20 protein-coding genes are annotated in these 22,917 nt (G+C 34.6%); 8 read left to right on the top strand and 12 right to left on the bottom strand.

Features of this window, described 5'->3' with window-relative positions; genetic code table 11:
- Positions 1–6 precede the first annotated feature (6 nt).
- Both ACFIKH_RS06785 and ACFIKH_RS06780 read left to right on the top strand, forming a co-directional pair.
- Positions 7–816, top strand: coding sequence for an MBL fold metallo-hydrolase (locus ACFIKH_RS06785; protein ID WP_375627282.1), 810 nt, complete (start codon positions 7–9; stop codon positions 814–816).
- A 109-nt stretch (positions 817–925) separates the two neighbouring features.
- Positions 926–1,285: a hypothetical protein gene (locus tag ACFIKH_RS06780; RefSeq protein ID WP_375627283.1), complete on the top strand. Its 360-nt coding sequence runs from the start codon at positions 926–928 to the stop codon at positions 1,283–1,285.
- Between the two features lie 293 nt (positions 1,286–1,578).
- Here the strand turns inward: ACFIKH_RS06780 and ACFIKH_RS06775 are convergent, their stop codons facing one another.
- From ACFIKH_RS06775 to pcsA, 3 genes are read right to left on the bottom strand one after another with little or no spacing between them, the layout of a single operon-like run.
- Entirely contained in the window at positions 1,579–1,992 is a 414-nt protein-coding gene (locus ACFIKH_RS06775; protein WP_375625848.1) for a DUF6163 family protein, read from the bottom strand.
- Positions 1,989–3,035, bottom strand: a complete 1,047-nt coding sequence (locus tag ACFIKH_RS06770) for an enoyl-CoA hydratase/isomerase family protein (protein WP_375651952.1) — start codon at positions 3,033–3,035, stop codon at positions 1,989–1,991. Before ACFIKH_RS06770 ends, ACFIKH_RS06775 begins: the two co-directional genes overlap by 4 nt.
- Before the next feature lie 21 nt (positions 3,036–3,056).
- On the bottom strand, positions 3,057–3,875 hold the full coding sequence (gene pcsA / locus ACFIKH_RS06765) for a phosphatidylcholine synthase (protein ID WP_375651951.1): 819 nt from the start codon (positions 3,873–3,875) through the stop codon (positions 3,057–3,059).
- A 183-nt stretch (positions 3,876–4,058) separates the two neighbouring features.
- Between pcsA and ACFIKH_RS06760 the strand changes: the two genes are divergently transcribed.
- The 4 genes from ACFIKH_RS06760 (at position 4,059) to sodC (ending at position 7,265) form a co-directional block, all read left to right on the top strand.
- Entirely contained in the window at positions 4,059–5,285 is a 1,227-nt protein-coding gene (locus ACFIKH_RS06760) for a UbiH/UbiF family hydroxylase (protein WP_375671267.1), read from the top strand.
- A 391-nt stretch (positions 5,286–5,676) separates the two neighbouring features.
- Entirely contained in the window at positions 5,677–6,021 is a 345-nt protein-coding gene (locus tag ACFIKH_RS06755) for a hypothetical protein (protein WP_375625856.1), read from the top strand.
- Complete coding sequence (locus ACFIKH_RS06750) at positions 5,999–6,355, top strand: hypothetical protein (RefSeq protein ID WP_375671265.1); 357 nt, start codon at positions 5,999–6,001, stop codon at positions 6,353–6,355. Before ACFIKH_RS06755 ends, ACFIKH_RS06750 begins: the two co-directional genes overlap by 23 nt.
- A gap of 382 nt (positions 6,356–6,737) precedes the next feature.
- Entirely contained in the window at positions 6,738–7,265 is a 528-nt protein-coding gene (gene sodC, locus ACFIKH_RS06745) for a superoxide dismutase [Cu-Zn] SodC (protein ID WP_375671263.1), read from the top strand.
- Between the two features lie 643 nt (positions 7,266–7,908).
- Here the strand turns inward: sodC and ACFIKH_RS06740 are convergent.
- The 9 genes from ACFIKH_RS06740 to ACFIKH_RS06700 form a co-directional block, all read right to left on the bottom strand.
- Positions 7,909–8,844: a COG2958 family protein gene (locus ACFIKH_RS06740; protein ID WP_375651950.1), complete on the bottom strand. Its 936-nt coding sequence runs from the start codon at positions 8,842–8,844 to the stop codon at positions 7,909–7,911.
- 359 nt (positions 8,845–9,203) lie between these two features.
- Positions 9,204–11,954 carry a DEAD/DEAH box helicase gene (locus ACFIKH_RS06735; protein WP_375671261.1) on the bottom strand — a complete coding sequence of 917 codons (2,751 nt, stop codon included), beginning with the start codon at positions 11,952–11,954 and terminating at the stop codon, positions 9,204–9,206.
- Positions 11,955–11,976: 22 nt separating this feature from the next.
- Positions 11,977–13,617, bottom strand: a complete 1,641-nt coding sequence (locus tag ACFIKH_RS06730; RefSeq protein WP_375671259.1) for a site-specific DNA-methyltransferase — start codon at positions 13,615–13,617, stop codon at positions 11,977–11,979.
- 83 nt (positions 13,618–13,700) lie between these two features.
- Entirely contained in the window at positions 13,701–14,102 is a 402-nt protein-coding gene (locus ACFIKH_RS06725) for an SUF system Fe-S cluster assembly protein (protein ID WP_273787976.1), read from the bottom strand.
- Positions 14,095–15,339 (bottom strand): cysteine desulfurase, encoded by a 1,245-nt coding sequence (locus tag ACFIKH_RS06720; protein ID WP_375625868.1) that lies wholly within the window; start codon positions 15,337–15,339, stop codon positions 14,095–14,097. The genes ACFIKH_RS06725 and ACFIKH_RS06720 overlap by 8 nt, the downstream gene beginning before the upstream one ends.
- Positions 15,340–15,349: 10 nt before the next feature.
- Positions 15,350–16,612, bottom strand: coding sequence for a Fe-S cluster assembly protein SufD (sufD, locus tag ACFIKH_RS06715; protein WP_375625870.1), 1,263 nt, complete (start codon positions 16,610–16,612; stop codon positions 15,350–15,352).
- 11 nt (positions 16,613–16,623) lie between these two features.
- Positions 16,624–17,379: a Fe-S cluster assembly ATPase SufC gene (sufC, locus tag ACFIKH_RS06710; RefSeq protein ID WP_375627291.1), complete on the bottom strand. Its 756-nt coding sequence runs from the start codon at positions 17,377–17,379 to the stop codon at positions 16,624–16,626.
- A 158-nt stretch (positions 17,380–17,537) separates the two neighbouring features.
- The gene (sufB, locus tag ACFIKH_RS06705; RefSeq protein ID WP_375625872.1) at positions 17,538–19,049 is read right to left on the bottom strand and encodes a Fe-S cluster assembly protein SufB; all 1,512 of its coding nucleotides are present in this window, start codon (positions 19,047–19,049) and stop codon (positions 17,538–17,540) included.
- Between the two features lie 170 nt (positions 19,050–19,219).
- Positions 19,220–20,365 (bottom strand): cysteine desulfurase family protein, encoded by a 1,146-nt coding sequence (locus tag ACFIKH_RS06700; protein WP_375648274.1) that lies wholly within the window; start codon positions 20,363–20,365, stop codon positions 19,220–19,222.
- Between the two features lie 161 nt (positions 20,366–20,526).
- Between ACFIKH_RS06700 and ACFIKH_RS06695 the strand changes: the two genes are divergently transcribed.
- Both ACFIKH_RS06695 and tyrS read left to right on the top strand, forming a co-directional pair.
- Positions 20,527–21,207: an alpha/beta hydrolase gene (locus ACFIKH_RS06695; protein WP_375625875.1), complete on the top strand. Its 681-nt coding sequence runs from the start codon at positions 20,527–20,529 to the stop codon at positions 21,205–21,207.
- A gap of 314 nt (positions 21,208–21,521) precedes the next feature.
- Positions 21,522–22,775 carry a tyrosine--tRNA ligase gene (gene tyrS, locus ACFIKH_RS06690; protein ID WP_375627293.1) on the top strand — a complete coding sequence of 418 codons (1,254 nt, stop codon included), beginning with the start codon at positions 21,522–21,524 and terminating at the stop codon, positions 22,773–22,775.
- The last annotated feature ends 142 nt before the right edge of the window (positions 22,776–22,917 follow it).

The raw sequence follows: 22,917 nt of genomic DNA, 5'->3' as shown, positions 1-22,917 counted from the left end.
AAAGATATGTGTGATCAATACCGATTTACAATATTAGGTTGTGGTCCTTCTCCAGGAGTGCCAAGACCTAATGGTGATTGGGGAACATGTGATCCGAATAACCCTAAAAATAAACGCTACAGAAGTTCTTTATTAGTTGAACGTATTAAACCTTCAGGAGACAAAACAACAATCGTTATTGATACAGGTCCAGATTTTCGCTCACAAATGATTGATGCGCGTGTAAGCCATCTTGATGCTGCTCTTTACACACATTCTCATGCAGACCATATCCACGGTATTGATGATTTACGCAGCTATGCACTTGCACAAAAATGTTTAATAGATATCTATGCTGACAGATTTACACTAGAGCATCTCAAAAGTGCTTTCGGATATTGTTTTCAAACACCAAAAGCTTCATCTTATTCTCCCATTTTAAAAGAGCATCTTATCAATGAAGATAGTCAATTTATTATTCAGGGGCAGGGCGGAGCAATAAGCGTCAATACACATTTACAAAACCACGGAAACATTTATTCCTTAGGTTTTCGGATTGGGAATGTTGCCTATTGTACGGATGTTAGTGAATTTCCTGAAAAAACTTTATCCAAATTAATGGATCTGGATGTTCTAATCATTGACGCTCTCCAATTTAAATCCCATCCGAGTCATTTTTCTGTTGATCAAGCATTACAATGGATAGAATATTTAAAGCCAAAACAAGCAATACTTACACATATGGATAGATCGCTGGATTACAACAAGGTTATAAATTATGTTCCATCCTATGTAAAACCTGCATATCAAGGTCTTACTTTTGAAACAGATGCGTAAGCTTATTATGCGCAATATTTTAAGTTAAATAAAACACTTTTAAATTTATCCTTTATTTTATTTCATTTTTGACATATTTAGTGTTTTTTATGTCAAAAATGAGGCTTTTATGTATAAGAATTTTAAGCGGGGTGTATGTATTGTGGTTTTAGCAGTTTCCTTGACAGCATGTGGGGGGCGTTTAGAAAAAAATATTTCAACGACAACATTACATGACGGATCAATGAGTTGTGCCGATATTCAACGGGAGTTTTTTGCTAATAAACGTCAGATTAATGATACAATTGCAGAGCGTTCTAAAGCAAGAAATAAAAATGTGGCTTTAGCAGCAACAAGTATTGTATTTTTGCCTGCTTTGTTTTTTATGGATCCTAAATCCAGTGAAAGTAATGAAATTTCAGCGTTAAATAATCGCAATGCTGTGTTGAGTGATCTTGCACGTATAAAACGTTGTAAAATAGTACAGTAATTTTTATTATTTATACGACGTAATTTCATTACAACTATTTTGGTCTTTAAGAAATTTTTCTTAAAGACCAAATATTTTAATATGCTGTTCAATACCATAATTTAGTTTTAAAAGTGAATTGTACGATTATAAATATGATTTATGTTTTAAAATAGGGTTTCTTTTGTTTTGCTGTATCATATTATCGCATAATATATATTATGGAACTTTATGGAAAGAGTATATCTGGAATTAGCGCTTTGAGGAACGTATGTTTGAAAATCGAGCCTGTTATTCTGGCTCGAAAATTTCAATCACGATGTTTTTTTATTTTTTACTCTTTTTAAAAAAAACATCACAATTTGCAGTATTATGAAAGCTAAAAACAATATTCCATGAAATAATGGCAGAAATGGCTGATAAATAAAATCAGAATAATATATTGTTATTGCTTCAATCAATGCTGCAATCCACCACACGATGATACCCCATAATGAATACATCCAAAGTCCAACTAAGGCAATAGGATAGAGAATAGCCAATATAGCTGATGCAAATTGCCACTGCCAAGGCATAAGATCAAAACGCCATAGAATACCTGGAAAAACACCAACAAGGCGTATCCAATAACAAATACCTAGGACTAAGCAAATGAGTGCCAAAAACCGTAAATAACAGTTATAGATTAAATTGATTTTTGAAATCCGTTTGTGTGAATTATTTTTCACAATAATAACTCTTTCTCAACAGGTTGGAAGTAAGAATCCACCATTTCATCTGTCACATTTGAAAGTTTATCTGGCTGCCATTGAGGTCTTTTGTCCTTATCGATTAACATAGCACGTATACCTTCATGAAAATCATGTGAATTAATCATATGATGTGCAATGCGGTTTTCAATTTTCATACAATCTTCCAACGTTTGAGATGAATTTTGTTTCATTTGTTTCCAGATAACTTTTAAACTTATCGGAGAACGTAACTGCAAAATATCATAACATTCTTTAGCAAACAAAATACCTTCATTACTTTTTTTATGTAGCAACTCAAGACATTTTTCTAAGGTATGGGCACTAAAACAAGTGTTAATAATACAACGTATTTCATGACTCGTTTCATAGTCTTTTGTAATTGCTCGCTCGTTTAAAGCTAAAGTAGGATCTCCTTGCTCAATAATAGCTTTTCTAATCATATCGAATTCAATTTCAGCAACGGCGTGTGTTGCTAATCCCAAATTTAAGCAATCTCCCCACTTTATGCGTGCACCCGTTAATGCAAGATATATGCCAAAATGATTGGGAAGAGATGGTAAGAAAAAACTTGCACCTACATCTGGAAAAAATCCAATCGCACCTTCTGGCATAGCAAAAACAGTATTTTCTGTAACAATTCGATGCGAACCATAGAGAGAAATCCCTACCCCTCCTCCCATCCAAATACCATTTAGGAAAGAAATGTAGGGCTTTGAAAAACGTTTGATATAAGCATTTAGACTATATTCATCACTAAAATACTGACAAGCAGTGGCACTTTTCCCCATATGATAGATTTCTACAACATCTCCACCAGCACAAAAAGCGCGCCCTTCCCCTTCAATTAAGACACAAGAGATATTATCATCTGTTTCCCATGTCCTGAGAGCTTTTTTTAAAGCTGAAACCATTCGTTGATTAAGAGCGTTTAATGCTGAAGGGCGTGTGAGCTTTATAATACCAGCACGCCCATCTTTCGTAAAAGAAATATCATCATCTGCTCCAAAATCAATTTTCATCTTATACCCTTCTTAAAACAACTATTTTATTGTCTTTTTTATATTTTTTGCCCCAAGTTGAGGAAATATTTGCATGATTGCGCCGATACAATATATGTAAATTCCTGTTACCGAAATTCCTATTTTAACCCAATAGGGAGCCTCTAGTTGATAAAAGAATGCAGAAACACCAAAAAAACACCATAAGAGAAAAATTGGAAAATTAATCCTACGTAAACGAAGAACTCTTACTGGATGAATAAAATAAATTGGCAAAAAAGATATAATCGCCGATAAAACAATAATGATAAAAGTAATCCACTCTTCGGGTCTGACGACAAAAAGCGTAAAAATCATCATATTCCAAACAACAGGAAATCCTTTAAAAAAGTTTTCTTTGGTTTTCATACTAGTATCTGCATAATAAATAGCAGATGAAATAACAATAATTGCACTCAATGAAAATGATAACCCTACCCCCATGAAACCACTTTGATAGAGTGCAAAGGCAGGAATTAAAACATAAGTCACGTAATCAATAATATTATCTAACAGCTCTCCAGACCATGTTGGAAGAACGTATTTAACATCAAGTTTACGTGCAATTGGTCCATCTATACCATCAACGAGAAGTGCAAGCCCAAGCCAACAGAACATAGCTGTCCATTCTTTTTGAGAGGCTGATATAAGAGAAAGAAACGCTAAGAATGATCCCGAAGCTGTTAGTAAATGAACGGAAAAGGCCTTTGCTTGTGGCATTGTTACTTTTTTATGGCGTAATAATTTAGCATTTGTTTTGATTTTCTTTGTTAGTTTACGTTTCAAGGTTTTCTTATCCTCGTTTTTAAAGTCTTCAACCATCTATCAATACGCCATTTTTTTACCGATGATATAACTCAGCATCTAAAAAAATCATAAAAAGGTTACTTTTTTATATCGAATTATTTATTACATACTATAATAGAAGAGCTTCATACAATAAAAAGAGAGTGATCATTTGGAAATGTTAAAATATTTTCTCAATGGAGAAAGGTTCAAACCGTTGTGATCTTTGAAAAGAAAGAGCATAAAGATATTGCTGTTATTGGTGCAGGTCCTGTCGGAATGTTAGCCGCACTGAATCTTGCACATGAGGGGCTTTCTGTTTTTCTTGTTGGTCCCCCTGCTCATACAGATGAGTTGCGGACAACTGCTCTTATGATGCCTGCAATACGCATGCTTCAAAAACTCAATATTTGGAATAATCTTCGACAACATGCTGCTGCTTTATCATCCATGAGAATTATAGATATAACTTCTAGAATTGTGCATGCTCCTACGGTGCATTTTTCTTCTGCTGAAATTGGTGAAAAAGCTTTTGGCTATAATATACCTAATGTAAAATTGAACAGTGCTTTAGTCGAGGCGGTTACACGTACGCCTAATATTACAAGATTTGTTTCTGCAGCCAAATCTTTTCATCATACAAAAGACCATGTATGTATTACTCTTGTTGATCGTAGAGTCATTCAAGCACCACTTGTTGTTGCAGCTGATGGACGTCACTCTCTTACACGTGCCGCAGCAGGGATAAGTGTCAAACATTGGAATTATCCACAAAAAGCACTTGTTCTCAATTTTTCTCATGAGTTTTCTCATCAAAATACATCAACCGAATTTCATACAGAACATGGTCCATTTACACAGGTTCCTCTACCAGGGCGAAGATCTAGTCTTGTATGGGTCGTTCGTCCTTCTCGTGCTGAGGAATTATTGAATATAGAACCAAAAGCAATTGCAAAAATGATCGAAAACAAAATGCAATCAATGCTTGGAAAGCTAAGCTTAGAAACATCAATTCAAGCATGGCCGCTTTCAGGACTTCTTTCTCATCATTTTGCTGCTAATCGAACAATTTTAATGGGTGAAGCCGCTCATGTTTTCCCCCCTATTGGGGCACAGGGATTGAATTTAGGATTCCGTGATGTCCAAACTTTGATTGATATTTTACCTAACAAAATATCCAATTCTAACTCTGAAATGATTGTTGCCCATTATAACAAATGCCGCAAACCAGATATATTAATCCGAAGTGGAGCTGTTCATACACTTAACTCTGCTCTACTTTCTCACATGTTGCCTGTTCATATCATACGAAGCGTTGGGCTTGGTTTGTTACATAGTTTCTCACCATTACGTAATTTATTTATGCGCGAAGGAATGTATCCCGGTTACGGATTCAAGGAAATTATGCAAATATTTCCAACAAAATCATCTAAACAGCTCTACTGAGCAATAATAAGTGATATAATCGCTCTATGGTTTAATATTGCATTTTGAATAATATCTATTACTGATGTAAAAAATATTATATATATTTAGCATACTGATATGAAATAGAGAAAATTAATTATAGACTACAGCTGAAATTGTAAAGATATCTTGCTAAATCATATCTGTTAAATTTTGCAATATAAAGCAAATAAAAGATAATACCGTTTTGAAATAGTTATTTTATAACATTAATTTTAACAAGAAAATAAATAATAAAAAACATTTTTATTTAATCAATAGATTTTCAAAAATTTTTATTGTTAAGTATAATATTAAAAATAAAATCATCTTGGGAACTTGTTAGTAACACAGAGGTTAATAAAGTGTTGTTTCAACAAATGGTGACCAGATGAAAATAAATAATTTTTTGAAATTAAGTATTTTTTTTATAATGATTTTATGTTTCTCGTTGACAGTCACTACTTCAATCAGTGAAGTTTTTCATCTTCCTTATTGTCAAACCTTTACCTATACCTCTACTCAAAATGTCACTAAAATAGGTCAGAACTCATTTACTGCTTCACAAGTTAAAAATTGTCTTATGCAAAACGGTTTTGAGAATATTAAACGATTACGTCTAGATGACAAAGGCATCTGGCGTGCTTTAGTAAAATTTAAAAAGTCCCATTTTTTCGTATCCGTTGACTATTCAGGAACAGTTAGCATTCAAAATGAAAGAAAAAAATATGATTGATTTTAAAACTTACAGCAACGTTTCTTTTCATAGCTGTAAGAAAAGAAAATTAAAAAAGTACTGCCATTCTATGAAAGAATTTGCTTTCATTGGCGGTTTAAATGGTAGCGTATCTGGAGCTATCGCAACAACTCTTGCAGCTTATGGTTATATTGCTCTTCCAGGATTTGGTCCAGTTATCGCAATGGGTATAGGAGTAGCACTTTCTGCTGGAATGATAATAGGAGCACTGATAGGATCAGGAATGGGAGGGAGTGTTGGTATATGCTGTATTTTATGGGAAATTTATATGAATCATAATAATTCTTTCTCTTATAAATTTCATAATGAATAGAAATTTTTATCATTTTTTCTATGAAAAACAATTAAATCATCAACAAATTATATGTTCTGTTTTTTGATAAAATAGTTATCTATTATAAATGAAATAATATCTAACTTATTAAAATTGCTTTATTACACCTCAAAAAGTAGATTTTTTAAAGCATCTCTTGAAGAAATGTAAGCGAGATATAATTATCAATCTATGAAAGCTACATTTTTTATAGATCAAAAAATGAGAGTTATGTTCAGAGCACATATATATAATTTAAGTTATTTGCTCTTTCTAAGAACTAATATTTCTATGTAAATTATTTTACTTAAATTTCAATTTAAGAAACTTATAAATATTTTTATAGATAAAATTTATTTAAAGATAAGTATAAAGGTATTTTATGAAAAAAATATTATTATCATTATTGGTTTTTATGGCATTTTTAATTCATAAAAATTCTGCATTAGCATTATCAACACAAGTAAATATTTATAAACTAGAAGATAATAATTCAAAAAAGGCTATTGGTAGCATTAAAATTGAAGAAACCACATACGGTTTGATTTTCATCCCTAATTTATCTACTTTATCAGAAGGGATGCATGGTTTTCATGTGCATGTAAATCCTTCATGTGATACAAAAGATGGCATCATTGGTGGAAGCGCAGGTGGACATTATGATCCAGAACATACCGGAAAACATTTAGGACCTTATAATGTCAATAGTCATCTTGGTGATTTACCAGCACTTTATGTTGATAAGCAAGGATATGCCACGATGAGCGTTCTTGCTCCACGATTAAAAAAAATCTCTGAAATTAAAGGGCGCTCTTTAGTCATTCATTTAGGGGCAGATAATCAATCAGATAAACCATTACCGCTTGGCGGAGGTGGTGCGCGTTTGGCGTGCGGTATTATTGATAAATAAAGAGAGTATTATGGCAAACTGTGACAGTACACACTCCCTTTACCATAAGATGTGAGAGAAATTTATTTTTTTAAATCTATTGCAAGAAATTGAGTAAACTGTGTGGGTGTTTTATAAAATCAATGTTTTTTTGAATGTTCACTTCGGATAACAAAAAACTTAATAATAATCAAAGCGAACAGCAATGAAAATTAAAAAAATAGTATTATAAATTCTCCATAAAGAAGACTTCAATATGAGGAAATAATATTTTCAATGCTTGATGTAAAAAAAAAATTTGAATTTCACTCTCTACAATAGAAAATTTGTAATAAATTATAATCATTAAAACTAGTATCTAATGGAATCACGCCCCACGCACAAAATAGAACGGGTCTAAAACAGAATTTTAACTCTTCCCCTACTCAACCCTACTCATGAGATGCACGCAAACAATTTTGATTGATACAATATCAATATAAGATCGTTTGAAAGGATTGAATGCTAGGATATTCTCTCCCTCATTTAAGTTTAAAAAAGACTAATTATCATTATAAATCAATATGTTATATCAATATAATAAGTCAAATAAAATAGTTAGAGTAATTTTTTATCACTCTGAAAAAAGGGCTTTTAAACAATAGAGTCTTTTTAAAACATCCCCTCATGGATACATATGATCCCAATCTAGTGGACGCATCTCACCAGTTTGATAAAATTGACGAATGAGTTTAATATAATCAAGAAAATCTTTGTTTTCCTCCACTAATCTATTAGCAGTATCCCAGTCAATATCACTACGTTCTTTGGCTGGAATTAAGATCTCACTCTCGGAAGAGTTTTCCTTATTGAGTCTTATAAATCCAATTCCATGCAAACTTGAAAGCATTCGAAGCTCTTTTAATGTATCAACCCCTTCAATTTCACTAGCAACTAAATAACTCAAATTAGCCCATGAAGAATTACTAACTGTTTGAAAAAATGCTTTTCGTAAATTTGAACGATTGATGAGAATTTTTACTTCAAAAGACCAAAGCTTCGTTTTTTTATCAAAATATTGCAAAACACAATCTTTGATTTCACGATTCCATTCACTGCTTAAATCTTGCATTCCTACGAGATCTGGATAAAGCCATTTATTTCCGCCTGCACCATGTTTATTACGAGAACATTTCTCATTAATGCGCTTGCTGTAAACTGCAAGCTCTGACCATAAAAATTTAGATAATAACGGATAAAGATCATGCTCTTTAATAGAATCTTCTGTTCTACTCTTTGCATTGTCCTCTACTGCATCAATTTCAGCACTATCTGTTTGTTTAGTAAAATAATATTGCCGTGGTCGTCCTTCAGTGGTTTTAATTTCTGAATAACGCTTTTGTAACTGAGGGCGTCTTGCTCCTATTTCAGCAACAATTTGCTGAATAAGGGCTGCATCACTCTTAAGAGGAGTAATTATTGCCGTTGAATGCTTTTGTTTTTGACGGCATTTATCTGGGTAATTTTCAAATACCCATTGAGCAATTTCTCGAGCTGTAAATTTTGTTGTCGGGTTTTTCTTTAAAAAATTAAAAACAGTGTTTATTAAATTCAAAGTCATATGAAAAATTCTCCCCTCTCACCCTCTGGATATTTCATTATATTCAGGCTTTTTAAATGAAAGAACAATAAACTATTTAAGTTTTTTAAAAAAAGCATATTTATAAAATTACCCAATAAAATTAAAATATTTTTTTGAATTTGTGACTACAAACTCAAAGATCTTTTCACATAAAAAAAGTAAGATTGTATTTTAATGTTGTTAGAAAAAAATATTAATTTTCTGATTTAAGAAATCCCTAATATTTTTAAGTTAATGATGCGATAGTGCAAAAAATTAAAAATAATTATTCAAACATTTGATTGGACCTCATATCGGTCAATTAAAAAACTTATGTGTTTTATTTTTGAAACGAAAAGTTATGAGCTCTCAAGTATAGATTCTGCAATGGTAAACTCTGCACATAAACCTTCAAAACTACTATTTGCTTTAATAGCATCGTGGGGAATAAGAACATAATACCATTTTTTACCGCCATAAGTAGCTGCGTAGCGCGTTGCATGACAACACCATTGAACTGCAGCTTCTCTTTTTTTTAAAATAATAGGATTTTGCATTTCAGAGGCTTTTTTAGGCTCACAAAGATACTTGGCATCCTCCGTTTCTACAACAAAGTCCGGTTCATAAGTTGATCCTTTATCATATTCTATTCTGAAAAACCCCCGAGCAGGTTTCATCCATTTCAATACTTGTGCATCATCCTCTAATATCTGAGCAAATCGTAACTCCCCTTCTACTGAATCAAACTTTTGTAAAGGATAACAGCATTTTCTAAAGCCGCTGAATACAAGTTTCTTAATATCGCTTTTAATGGCAGGAATATTACGAAAATCAAGAGGAGACGTCCCTTGCGGTAATACATAATGGATAGGCGATAAAGTTGTAAAACCCCGTGTCACTTTAACCTCATAATCTTTTTGCGTTTCCCACTGATGTTCTCTTAATTGCGCAACAATAAAACTAATAAGCTTATGCTGATAGTGAATTAATACGTTCTCAACGGCTGCATCATTGGGTAAATAAGATCGGAAATGTTCTACTATCTGACTAGCTAATTTTCGTAATAAGAGCGTATGGTTATCATAATCGACAAGGTCATTATCAATCAAACCACGAATGATGTAATTTTCGAGATAAGGCTCTTTGACATATTCATTCTTAGAAGTGAGAAAAATGCTTTTATGGGTACGCAATTCTCGAATTAAAAGTTCTTTACTAACAGGTTGCAAATTTAAGTTTTCTAAATTTTCCAAATCAAAATCAGAAAAACCATAAGTAACCTCACGCGAAGGAATGAGTACAATATTGGGAATATCTATCATCAATTCTGCTAATTTTTTTGTCAAAATTGTAACCACTTTTGATACAAGAGACTTTTGTGATGAAGGCTTAATATTCATAACTTTATTAGCAATTTTTTCTTGTATCGGTGCAGAATAAAGCATTTGAGAACTTGGCAATTTATCATTCTCTTTGATAAGATCCCACGCGATCGCTGCAATATCTCGCTCTTCAGGCGTTAATGTAGGGGAATCTGAATTACGTAATATGATACCTTGTAAATCAGATGCTCCATTTATATCGGAATTACGTGTTACCATCGTTTGCATCAATAAAGCTTCTACTTGACATGGAACCGTCACAGTATCTGACTTTTCAGAGGGTACATCCCCCTCTCTTCCAATCTCAATATGCTTTTTTATAATTGAGTTTGGATCGTTTGCACGATCAATAATATCTTGAAAACGATCATGCGCAATAATTGTTAAACGATCAATAGCTTCCACGCCTGTTCTATACCCATAAGGCAAACGCAATCCACGCCCAATTGTTTGCTCTGTTAAAATTTCTGAAGCCGATGCACGCAACGGTACAATAGTATAGAGATTCGTAACATCCCACCCCTCCTTTAATTTATTAACGTGAATAACAATTTCTGTTGGGTCATGAGAATCTTCAATTGCAATAAGCTTTTGAATATTTTGATCTTCTTCTATATTCGACTGTTTTGTATGAATCTCTATAACTTTTCTCTTATAAGCCCCTGCGAAAAATTCATCTGATTCCAATAAATTCCGTAGTTTTTGTGCATGATTTGTATCTTGAGCGACAACTAAAATAAAAGGCTTAACGAACTTTTTGTTATAATCTTTTGCATAGACAATTAAATCTGCTTTCACATTTTCATGGGCATGAATTGCATCTTGTAATTTGATATGTTCTAATTGCTCAGATGTATAATTTTGAAGTTGAAAATCTTTACGTGTAGCAACAGCAGGTTCTTTTACAAAACCATCCCTCATCGCCTCTGCAAGTGAATAACTATAGACAACATTTTTAAAATCTACGGGTTTTGCACCTATTGTTTTTGGTGTCGCTGTAAGCTCTATTCCTAAAACAGGTTTTAACTCATTAATTGCCGCTGCACCAGCAGAAGCACGATAACGATGTGCTTCATCCATTAATAAAACTAAATCAGGAAGATTTGCGAGATAATCAAAATAACTTTCGCCAATCGTCTCTTGTAAGCGTTTAATCCTCGGAATACTAGATTTTAGTGCGCCTTTTTTATTATCTGTTGTATTAATTTTAGAAATATTAAAAATATTGATAAAGGCCGTATCTCTATTCTCAAACAAACGCTTTTGTCCTTCAAAATGGTGTTCATCAGCGCGAATACCTTTACCACTTTCATAATCTTCACCTGTAATAATAACGGGTCTATTGGCAATAAATTCACTCATTCCACTGAAAACATACTTCGGACTTTGGGGACTAAAATCCTGTTTTAACTTTTCATAAATAGTCAAATTTGGCGCTAAAACAAAAAAATGGCGACTGCGACCTGTTAAATAAAGATAGCTAATAAAAGCCCCCATAAGTCGCGTTTTCCCAACACCTGTTGCTAAGGCAAAACAAAAAGAGGGAAAGTTTCGTTCAAAATCTTGCACAGAAGGATAAAGATTTTTTATCACTTCTAACTCTGCAACTAAATCAGCATTTTTAGAAAGTTCTATATTTTCTAAGATTTTTACCAAAATATTTAAAGATTCACGTTGAGGATCACGTAACGATAAGCGAGCAGAAATCCTTTTTTCAACAGTGTTCATGAAAAACTCCGCTTTTTATATATTATTCAAATAAATCTAACTCTGCTTGCGCAATATCTTTATTTTTGTTGTTTTCTTTTACTACAATCACTGGTTCAAGATTGGCTACATTTAAACTGTAATCGTCCCTTCCCCATTCGCATTTTTCTAATATTGCACGGGGGATTTTAGTGAGTGTCAGATTTTCAAAGGATGCTGATTTTGTATCAAAGGCTGTGCCACAAATCAGCAACGTGCGATGAGAGCCTACCTCTTCACTCATTATACGGAGTTGTTCATGGGTCATAGCGCTTGTTGTGACATAAATATAATCTGTTTCGGTTGAATACCCTTGCATCCAATAATGATTTTCATCAGGTGCGTAGGTAAATCCCATATGTTTGCACATTGCTTCTGAAAGCATCGCAGCATTATATTCGCGACTAATAATCCATTGTCCCCATGGATCTTTTTGTAACAGAGAAGGTGCAAGGCGATAATAGCGAAATCCACCGCCACCTTGCCAATTGACACTTTTGGAAATTCCCCCTTGATCAGTTCCATCAATGACTTGTTTTAAACGAGAGATAATGTGGGTATGACAATGTTCACCAAGCTCAACCATAATCCACTTTCTTCCCATTTTATGGGCAACAGCACCGGTTGTGCCAGAACCAGCAAAAGAATCCAGTACAAGATCACCGGGATTAGTGGCAAGTTGAATAATGCGTTCCATTAAACGCTCAGGTTTGGGAGTTGTAAAGACACTATCAGAATTAAAAACTTTGACTTCTCTTTTGGCATCTTGGTTGTGTCCCACTTCTGTGTAGGGCCAAATCGTCATCGAAACCATACCATTTTTTACTTCTGATAAAAAACGCTTCAAAGAAGGAACATTGCTTCCTGTTGGACCAAACCAAATACGATTATCGTTCAATAATTCAAAGAATTTTTTTTCATTTATAGCCCAACTTCTACCATTAGGAGGCATCACCTTGCGTCCAGAAGGTGTGATGATTTCGTAAATATCCTTAGGTGTTACTCTTTTTACGGATAAATCTCCAGATTTCCAAGGACCGCGAGGATCATTATCAGGGTTTTTATAGCGCGCATCCATATCGCTTGAACGAGGAAGCAATTGAGGGCGCCAAACAGTTTTATCTTTAGCATAAACCATTACAAAATCATGGTTGTCTGAAAGCCACTTTGCATCATTTTGTGGAGCATATTTTTTTTGCCAAATGATATTGTTTATAAAATTTTTTCGACCAAAAATTTCATCCATTAACACTTTAAGATAAGCTTGTTCGTCATCATCAATTGATATCCAGATACTTCCATCATCTGCCAGTAAATGATGTAACAATTCTAGCCTGTCTCTCATAAGGCTTAGCCATAGGGAATGCTCTAAACCATCTTCATAATGTTCAAAGGCATTGCCTGTATTATAAGGCGGATCGATATAGATACATTTTACCTTCCCCATATATTCTTGTTCAAGTGCTTTGAGTGCGAGCAAATTGTCACCAAAAATAAGTTTATTATCAAAAATGTCCTGAGATGATATTTGATGCGAAGCGTGATAAGATTTTTCAAGATCTTCTAATAAGATACGAGGCTCTAGTTTTGGGCGTTTTTCTTTTCCAATCCAGTTAAGTTCTAATTTTTGTTTATTATAACTCATGCGATCGTCTTTAAATTCAAATGCTTGTGAAAAGTAAACAGCTTATTCATGAATGGCTAAATTAGAGTCTCTTAACAATACTTTTAGTACCATCCGACAGCAATTTGAGCTTCTTCTGACATACAATCAGGTGTCCATGGTGGATCAAAAGTCATAGTGACTTCAACATACGAAACCCCTTCAACTGCACTGACTGCATTTTCTACCCACCCCGGCATTTCACCAGCAACAGGGCATCCCGGTGCTGTAAGAGTCATTTCAATTTTTACTGAACGATCATCTTCAATATCAATACGATAAATCAGTCCAAGCTCATAAATATCAGCAGGAATCTCTGGGTCATAAACTGTTTTGAGAGCAGCAATAATATCATTCGTCATACGATCAATTTCATCTGCTGGAATTGCTGATATATAAGATTTTTTATTTTCGCTTACAGTTTCAACAGATTCTGTAGAATGACGCTCTTCAATTGATTCAGCCATTAAAAAATGTCCTTGTTTCTTTCAATGCTTCTACTAATTGATCTACATCTTCTTGAGTGTTATACATGGCTAATGATGCCCGACAAATAGATGTTAGACCAAAGCGCTGTAATAAAGGCTGTGCACAATGGGTTCCCGCGCGTATTGCAACTCCTTTTCTATCAATAAACATAGCGATATCATGGGCGTGAATCCCTTCAATTGTAAATGATATAATAGCTCCTTTATTGGGAGAATGACCATAAATACGCAATGACTCAACCATTTTAAGTTTTTCCTGCGCATAAGCTAAAAGGGATCTCTCATGGGCATGAATCGTGCTACGACCTTTCTCTTGTATATAATCAATAGCCGCAGTTAATCCAATAGCTTCAACGATAGGAGGAGTGCCTGCTTCAAAACGGTAAGGAGGAGCATTATAGAAAACCTTATCGGTTGTTACCTCCTCGATCATTTCCCCTCCCCCTTGAAAAGGACGCATTTCTTCTAATCTATCTTTCTTACCATACAGAACACCAATACCGGTGGGACCATAAAGCTTATGACCTGTAAAGACATACCAATCACAATCGAGATCTTGCACATCAACGGTTAAATGTACTGCTCCTTGAGAACCATCAACAAGAACCGGAATAGAATCTTGATGAGCTAGTTTAATAATCTCTTTAACAGGAGGCACAGTTCCTAATATATTGGACATATGCGTTATAGCAACAAGCCGCGTTTTTTCGCTTAAAGCCTTTTGGAAATCTTCAATGTGCAGAACACCATTTTCATCGACAGGAACAAAAATAAGTTTAACACCTTTTTGTTCACGGAGAAAATGCCAAGGAATAATATTTGAATGATGTTCCATGATCGTTAGAACAATCTCATCACCTTCTTTGAGTTTGGGCATCGCCCAACCATAAGCAACAGTATTAATAGCTTCTGTTGCATTTTTCGTAAAAACAATTTCTTCAGCTTTTTGAGCATTTAGAAAAACACGAACGGTTTCACGAGAATTTTCATAGGATTGTGTTGCTATATTGGCTAAAAAATACATTCCCCTATGCACATTAGCATAACTATAGTGATAATAATTATTCATTGCATTGAGTACTGACATTGGTTTTTGGGCAGAAGCACTACTATCAAGATATGCTAATCGCTTTCCATAAACTTGATGGTGCAAAATAGGAAAATCACGCCGAATTTCTTCGACATTATAAGTAAATGTTTGTACGTTATTTTCCATTTTTTCTACCTTAAACATTTTTTTCAAGCCATTTACTAATGATATTCTCCAAAACGATTTGAATCTTATCCTGCTTGATGTCATCAATGAGCTCAGAGATAAATCCTTTAATCAAAAGTGCACGAGCCGTTTTAAATGGGATACCACGCGCCATAAGATAAAAAAGATAATCATGATTAATATTAGCAACTGTTGCACCATGACCGCATGCAACATCATCCGCAAAAATCTCAAGTTCAGGCTTTGCATTAAATTCTGCATCATCTGAAAGAATAAGGCTATTACAAGCCATGCGTGCATCTGTTTTTTGCGCTTTTTGAGAAACACGTATTATTCCTTGGAAAACACCAACAGCCTTATCTGTAACCACATTGCGTATAATTTCGGTTGACGTTGACTTTTCTTCCACATGACGAACAGTCATTGTAAGATCACTATGTGTTTGTCCTGATAATAAATTTATGACACGTAATTGAAAATTAGATTCTTCTCCCTGTAATTCAATATCGATTTCTTGGCGATTTAATTGGCTCCCTATATTAATGACATAAAGTGATAACTTCGCTCTTTGAGCAAGAACAGCACAAAATCGACCAAATTGTGTAGAATTAAAATCACGATTGCGAATGAGAATCCACGTAACATCACTATCAGCAGCAATATTTAATGAAAATATTGAACTGACAAAGGTATCTTTATCATTGCCAACCTGATGTTCAATAAATATAACTTGACTATTTTTATCAACTTTTATATCCGAAAAAATATGAGATTGTCCCCCCATTTGTATATTTTGTAATTCAATGGGAATATTTAACTTTGTATTTTCAGGGATGTGAAAAAGCCAACCATCTGTAACAAAAGCTGTATTCAACTGTCCAATAAAATCCTCATCAGAAATGTTTTGATTTACCTGTACAGAATTATCTTTTAATGCGTCTGAAAGGCGTTTTACTGTAATGTTATCTACCTTTGACTCTATTGATGTTTTTCCATTGTTTATAGAAAAAACAGCACTTTCTGAAAGCAAAGCATCAATCAATTGATTGTTTTGAACTTTTGAAAAATTGCTAATAGACTTCAGTAAGGTACGCAGATTGGTATAATGCCAGCTTTCGATTTTACGGGAAGGAAGCTGTGTCGTTTGAAACTGCTCAATAGCTTTCTTGCGAATTTCCCGTATAGCTTTATCACCAGGTAAGTCGTTTACATACTGATTGAAATTACTGAGTATATTTTCTTCAATTGCTAACAAGTTTTGCTGTGTATTCATATTCAATAACCTCAAACTGCTTCCCTGATAAGATCAGCATACCCATTTTGCTCTAAATAAATCGCTAAGGATTTATCTCCGCTTTTGATAATTTGTCCTTTATAAAGAACATGTACAGTATCAGGAATGATATAATTAAGCAGCCGTTGATAATGGGTAATCACCAAAAATGAACGTTTTGAATCCCGAAGTTTATTAACACCATCTGCAACAATTTTTAGTGCATCAATGTCTAAACCAGAATCCGTTTCATCTAAAATGCAAAGTTTAGGTTCAAGAAGTGCCATTTGTAAAATTTCAGCGCGTTTTTTTTCTCCACCTGAAAAACCCACATTTAATGGACGCTTTAGCATATCCATATCTATTTCAAGTTTGGCTGAAACTTCCTTAACACATTTTATAAATTCAGGAATTTTAAGCTCTCTGTCACCGCGTGCTTTGCGTTGAGAATTCATCGCAACTTTTAAAAATTCCATTGTTGCTACCCCTGGTATTTCCATTGGATATTGAAATGCAAGAAAAACACCATATGCAGCACGTTCTGCTGGATCCATTTCTAAAAGTGATTGTCCATTATAGAGAATATCTCCTTCTGTTATTTCATAATCATCACGACCAGCAAGCAAATAAGACAAAGTTGATTTTCCGGCTCCATTTTGTCCCATGATAGCGGCAACTTCTCCATCTTGAACTGTCAAGTTTAAACCACGAATAACTTCTGTATCGGTTCCAGCAATACGGGCGTGCAAATTTTTTATCTCTAACATAATTTAATCCTGTTTTGGCTGTTTTTCAGATACCAATGCATATTATTTTGCCTTAGCATCCATCTACTTTTGTAATTACCATAGAGGTCATTTTTAGCATGATTTGCTACTGTTACAGCCTTTTTACATCAAGTCTTCTATTTATCTAATTCAATAAATTATCCAACACTACCTTCAAGGCTGATACCAATAAGCTTTTGTGCTTCGACAGCAAATTCCATGGGAAGTTTTTGAATGACCTCTTTTACAAAACCATTTACAATTAATGCGATAGCTTCTTCTTCGGGAATTCCTCTCTGCATAACATAAAAAAGTTGGTCATCAGAAATTTTTGATGTTGTGGCTTCATGTTCAAACTGAGCTGTTGCATTTTTTGCTTCAATATAAGGAACTGTATGCGCACCACAATCATTCCCGATTAACAAACTATCACATTGCGTAAAATTACGCGCATTTTGTGCTTTTCGATGTGCTGTAACTTGTCCTCGATAAGTGTTATTTGAAAAACCTGCGGAAATGCCTTTGGAAATAATACGACTGGATGTATTTTTTCCCAAATGAATCATTTTTGTACCGGAATCAATTTGTTGATGACCATTTGCAACAGCAATAGAATAAAATTCTCCACGCGCATTATCACCACGGAGTAAGCAGGATGGATATTTCCAAGTAATCGCAGAACCAGTCTCAACTTGTGTCCATGAAATTTTAGAGTTATCACCTCGACAATCTCCACGCTTCGTCACAAAATTATAAATACCGCCCTTTCCATCTTTATCGCCAGGATACCAGTTTTGTACTGTAGAATATTTAATCTCTGCATTTTTAAGGGCAATAAGCTCAACAACAGCAGCATGAAGTTGGTTTTCATCACGTTGGGGTGCTGTACATCCTTCAAGATAAGAAACATAGGAATCTTCAGCGGCGATAATCAATGTTCGTTCAAATTGGCCAGTGTTGCGTTCATTAATCCTAAAATAAGTTGAAAGCTCCATAGGACAACGAACCCCTTTGGGAATATAAACAAATGAACCATCTGTAAAGACAGCTGCATTTAAGGCTGCATAATAATTATCACTTATAGGTACAACTGTTCCTAAATATTCCTTAATAAGCTCAGAATGTTCAATAATCGCCTCTGAAATAGAACAAAAAATCACACCAGCACGTGCCAGCTCTTTTTTGAATGTTGTTACAACAGAAACAGAATCAAAGACTGCATCAACAGCCACCTGCCCCGATACAGACATACTGTCATCAAAAGTAGAGGGATCAGACTGTTTTCTTACTCCTGCCAAAATCTCTTGTTCTTTAAGGGGAATGCCAAGTTTTTCGTACATTGCTAATAACTCAGGATCCACTTCATCCAAAGATTTTGGTCCTGTATGATTTTTTGGAGCAGCATAATAATAAAGCTCCTGAAAATCAATTTTAGGATATTCAAGACGCGCCCAATGAGGCTCTTGCATTGTCAGCCAACGGCGGTAAGCTTTTAAGCGCCATGTTAGCATCCATTCAGGCTCATGTTTTTTAGCAGAAATAAATTTGATAATATCTTCATTTAAGCCTTTTGGAGCTTTATCTGTTTCAATATTGGTTTCAAAACCATATTTATATTGGTCAACATCTATTTCACGTACTTGGCGTATTGTTTCTTGTACTGCCGGCATAAATTTTCTCCATTTTTTGGCGTCAAAAACCGGTAACTAAAAGTCTTGTTTTTTCCAAGATTAAAGTAAGCAAGTTATTTCCTAGGCTATAGGTAAAGTGCAAAAATTTCAATCAAACTTATCTTATTTTTTAAATAATTCTAATTTTTATAACTTTCTGATGATAAATTTTACCCTTTTTTCTTGCTTATAATTTGAGAAAAAAACGATAGAAAATCATCAATATCCTCAGAAGTTGTGTCCCGCCCTAGCGAAATGCGAATGGCACCATTTGGAACATGATACCCCATTGCCTCCAACACTTTGCTCTGTTTTACTTTTCCCGAAGAACAAGCAGAGCCAGATGATATAGAAAACCCTTCTAAATCAAAAGCTATTTGCATCGTTTCAGCTCTTATATTTTTCACGGTAAAGTAAGTTGTATTTGGCAAACGTTGAACTCTTTTGCCAAAAAATTCAACATTTTTACTTATTTTTTGTAGTCCATCTTCTAATTTATTGCGTAAATATATTAACTGTTTTATTTCCTCCTGTGTGAAACAATCAGCCATTGCTGCCCCAAAAGCAGCAATAAGAGGCAATGCTTCTGTTCCTCCACGGAGACCTTTTTCTTGTCCTCCTCCAATAATAAGAGGGTGTGGCATAAGAAGATTGCCACATGAAACAAAAGCACCGATTCCTTTAGGACCGCCAATTTTATGTGCAGACAGTATAAAAAAATCTCCTCCTAACTGATTAATATCCACGAAATTCTTATCGACATATTGTGTCAAATCAACAATAAGAGTGCCTCCTAAATCCCGAACAATAGCGGCGATTTCTGTTAACGGTTGAATAACACCCGTTTCACTATTTGCAGCTTGAATAGCAACAAGAGGTAAACCTTTTGTTTTATCGTGAACCGTTAAGAGTGCTATTAATTTATCTTGTTGTATGAGCCCATCTTGATTAACAGCAATGACGCTTATCAATTCTTTAGAAAAACGCCCTCCCTCTGCCACAGAGGGATGTTCAGTTGCTCCAAGGTAAAGACGAGAAAATTGAACTTTTGCATTCCCCATATTGTAAAAGGGCGTTAGCAAAGTCATTGCTGCTTCACTCGCACCAGAGGTAAATACCACGTGATCTGGATCTGTTTTAAGATTTTCAGCGATTTGCCGACGAGCCTTTTGCAACAAGGTTTTAGCCGCACGCCCTTCCTTATGAACAGATGATGGATTACCAAATATCTCTAAAGATTCCAGTAACGCCATCCGTGCCACTTTTTTGAGCGGTGTTGTTGCGTTATGATCAAAATATCGGCGTTTTATAACCATTTTACATCGCAATCATTAATCTTATGAATTGATTAAAAAAATAGCGCAATTTTCTTGAAAAGTGCACTAAAAAAAGAATATCTAATGATTATTTAAGAGATTCTATGGTAAAAGTCGACCAAGGTCAATGAGAGCCTTTTATTGCATTTAAGGAGCATTTTATGCCAGAAATTATTTTTAACGGTCCCGCGGGTCGGCTCGAAGGGCGTTATCAACCTTCACAACAAAAAAATGCACCCATTGCGATCATTTTGCATCCTCATCCCCAATTTGGTGGAACTATGAATCATAAAATTGTCTATGACCTCTTTTATATGTTCCAACAACGTGGCTTTACAACTTTACGTTTTAACTTTCGTGGTATTGGTCGTAGTCAGGGTGAATTTGATTATGGAATAGGAGAACTTTCAGATGCTGCTGCTGCTCTCGATTGGGTGCAAACACAACATCCAGACTCTAAAAATTGTTGGGTAGCAGGATATTCATTTGGAGCATGGATTGGTATGCAGCTTTTAATGCGCCGACCGGAAATTGAGGGATTTATCTCTGTTGCCCCTCAGCCTAATGTTTATGACTTTTCATTTCTTGCACCTTGTCCCTCCTCTGGACTTATCATTCATGGCGGTATCGATAAAGTTGCCCCCCCAAAAGATGTTCAAATACTTGTCGATAAATTGAAAACACAAAAAGGAATCATCATCACACAAGAAATATTGGAAGAGGCTAATCACTTTTTCAGTGGATGTCATGAAGAACTTATTGAACGATGTGCCCACTATTTGGATAACCATATCACCAATGAATTTCTCGCTCCTCCTCCTGAAATACTTTCACTAACTTAGGAAAACACGATAGATTTATAAAAATCAGCAAAAGTCGTCTCCGATCATAAGAAAGTAATTTTTTTAGTCCGTACTTAAAACTTTTCTAAATTTTATTTCAGGATAGAAATGAGAATAACAAAATGCCTTTTTTCTCTCACTGAGAGGTCTCTCTTTTTAGCGTAAAAAGGAAATAATACCTGTATTGTTATCTTTATATTATCAATATGTCTCTTTTTCTTGTGATGTGTGCATCAGTTATGATAGATAACGCTCCGTTATATAATCACTTATTATATGAAATGAATGCACTCTTAAATTAGGAAATTGAATCTGTGTTTGCCTTTAAATCTGATTTTTTACACATTATGAGCGAACGTGGTTTTATCCACCAAATTTCAGATGAAAAAGGCTTAGATGATCTTTTTTCAAAAGAAACCGTAAGCGCTTATACTGGATTTGATCCAACAGCATCGAGTTTACATGCTGGAAGTCTTCTTCAGATTATGATGCTTTATTGGTTACAAAAAACTGGTCATCGCCCCATTGCTTTAATGGGCGGAGGAACCGGATTGATCGGTGATCCTTCCTTCAAAGATGAAGCGCGACGTCTTCTGACACAAGATGATATTGCTGCAAATATTGATGGTATTAAAAAGGTATTTGCTAACTATTTGACATTCGGTGACCGAGAAACTGATGCTTGTATTGTGAATAATGCTGAATGGTTATGCAATTTAAACTACTTAGAATTTTTGCGTGATGTAGGAAAACATTTTTCTGTCAACCGTATGTTATCATTTGATTCTGTCAGACTGAGACTTGAGCGTGAGCACTCTTTGTCATTCTTAGAGTTTAATTATATGATTCTGCAAGCTTATGACTTTGTTGAACTTTATAAACGTTATGGGTTGCGTATGCAAATGGGGGGCTCTGATCAATGGGGTAACATTATTAACGGAATCGAATTAGGGCATCGTTTAGGAACACCACAATTATATGCGTTAACATCACCATTACTGACAACCTCTTCCGGTGCCAAAATGGGTAAATCATTGAATGGAGCTGTATGGCTGAATGCGGATATGCTTTCACCTTATCAATTTTGGCAATATTGGCGCAATACAGAAGATGCTGATGTAATACGATTTCTAAAGCTCTATACCCCATTGCCAATGGATGAGATTCTTAAACTTTCTGTATTACAAGGGACAGAAATTAACGAAGCAAAAAAAATTCTTGCAACAGAAGTTACAGCAATGTTGCATGGACGTGCTCTCGCCAATGCTGCAGCAGAAACTGCTCGCAAAACGTTTGAAGAAAAAACTTTGGGAGAAAATCTTCCAACTGTTGAAATTAATGCCTCAGAATTAAAAAAAGGTGTTGGATTGCTCACCCTTTTAGTACAAGCAGGACTCGCTAAATCTAATAGTGAGGCACGCCGACACGTTCAAGGTGGAGGTGTCCGTGTAAATGATCAAATTATTGAGGATGAAACACATCTTATTATTGAAGGGGATGTCAGTGCAGAAGGAATCATTAAGCTTTCTTTCGGTAAGAAAAAACATGTTGTGATAAAACCAGTATAATCTTTTGTTGTTTTGTTTATGTTGTTCACGCCGATCTTGTTCTTTCAATCCAATCGTTGTGATAGAGCGAGTTTTGTTAAGAAAATAAAGGTCTCTTCAAAATAATAATATTCTAGAGAGTTGAATAGTTCTTTTCTTCTGT

Source organism: Bartonella sp. SD1336NMGDW (assembly GCF_042193565.1).
Taxonomy (GTDB): domain Bacteria; phylum Pseudomonadota; class Alphaproteobacteria; order Rhizobiales; family Rhizobiaceae; genus Bartonella; species Bartonella grahamii.
Note: the sequence above shows the minus strand (reverse complement) of the source record. Positions and strands in the feature narration are given on the sequence as shown.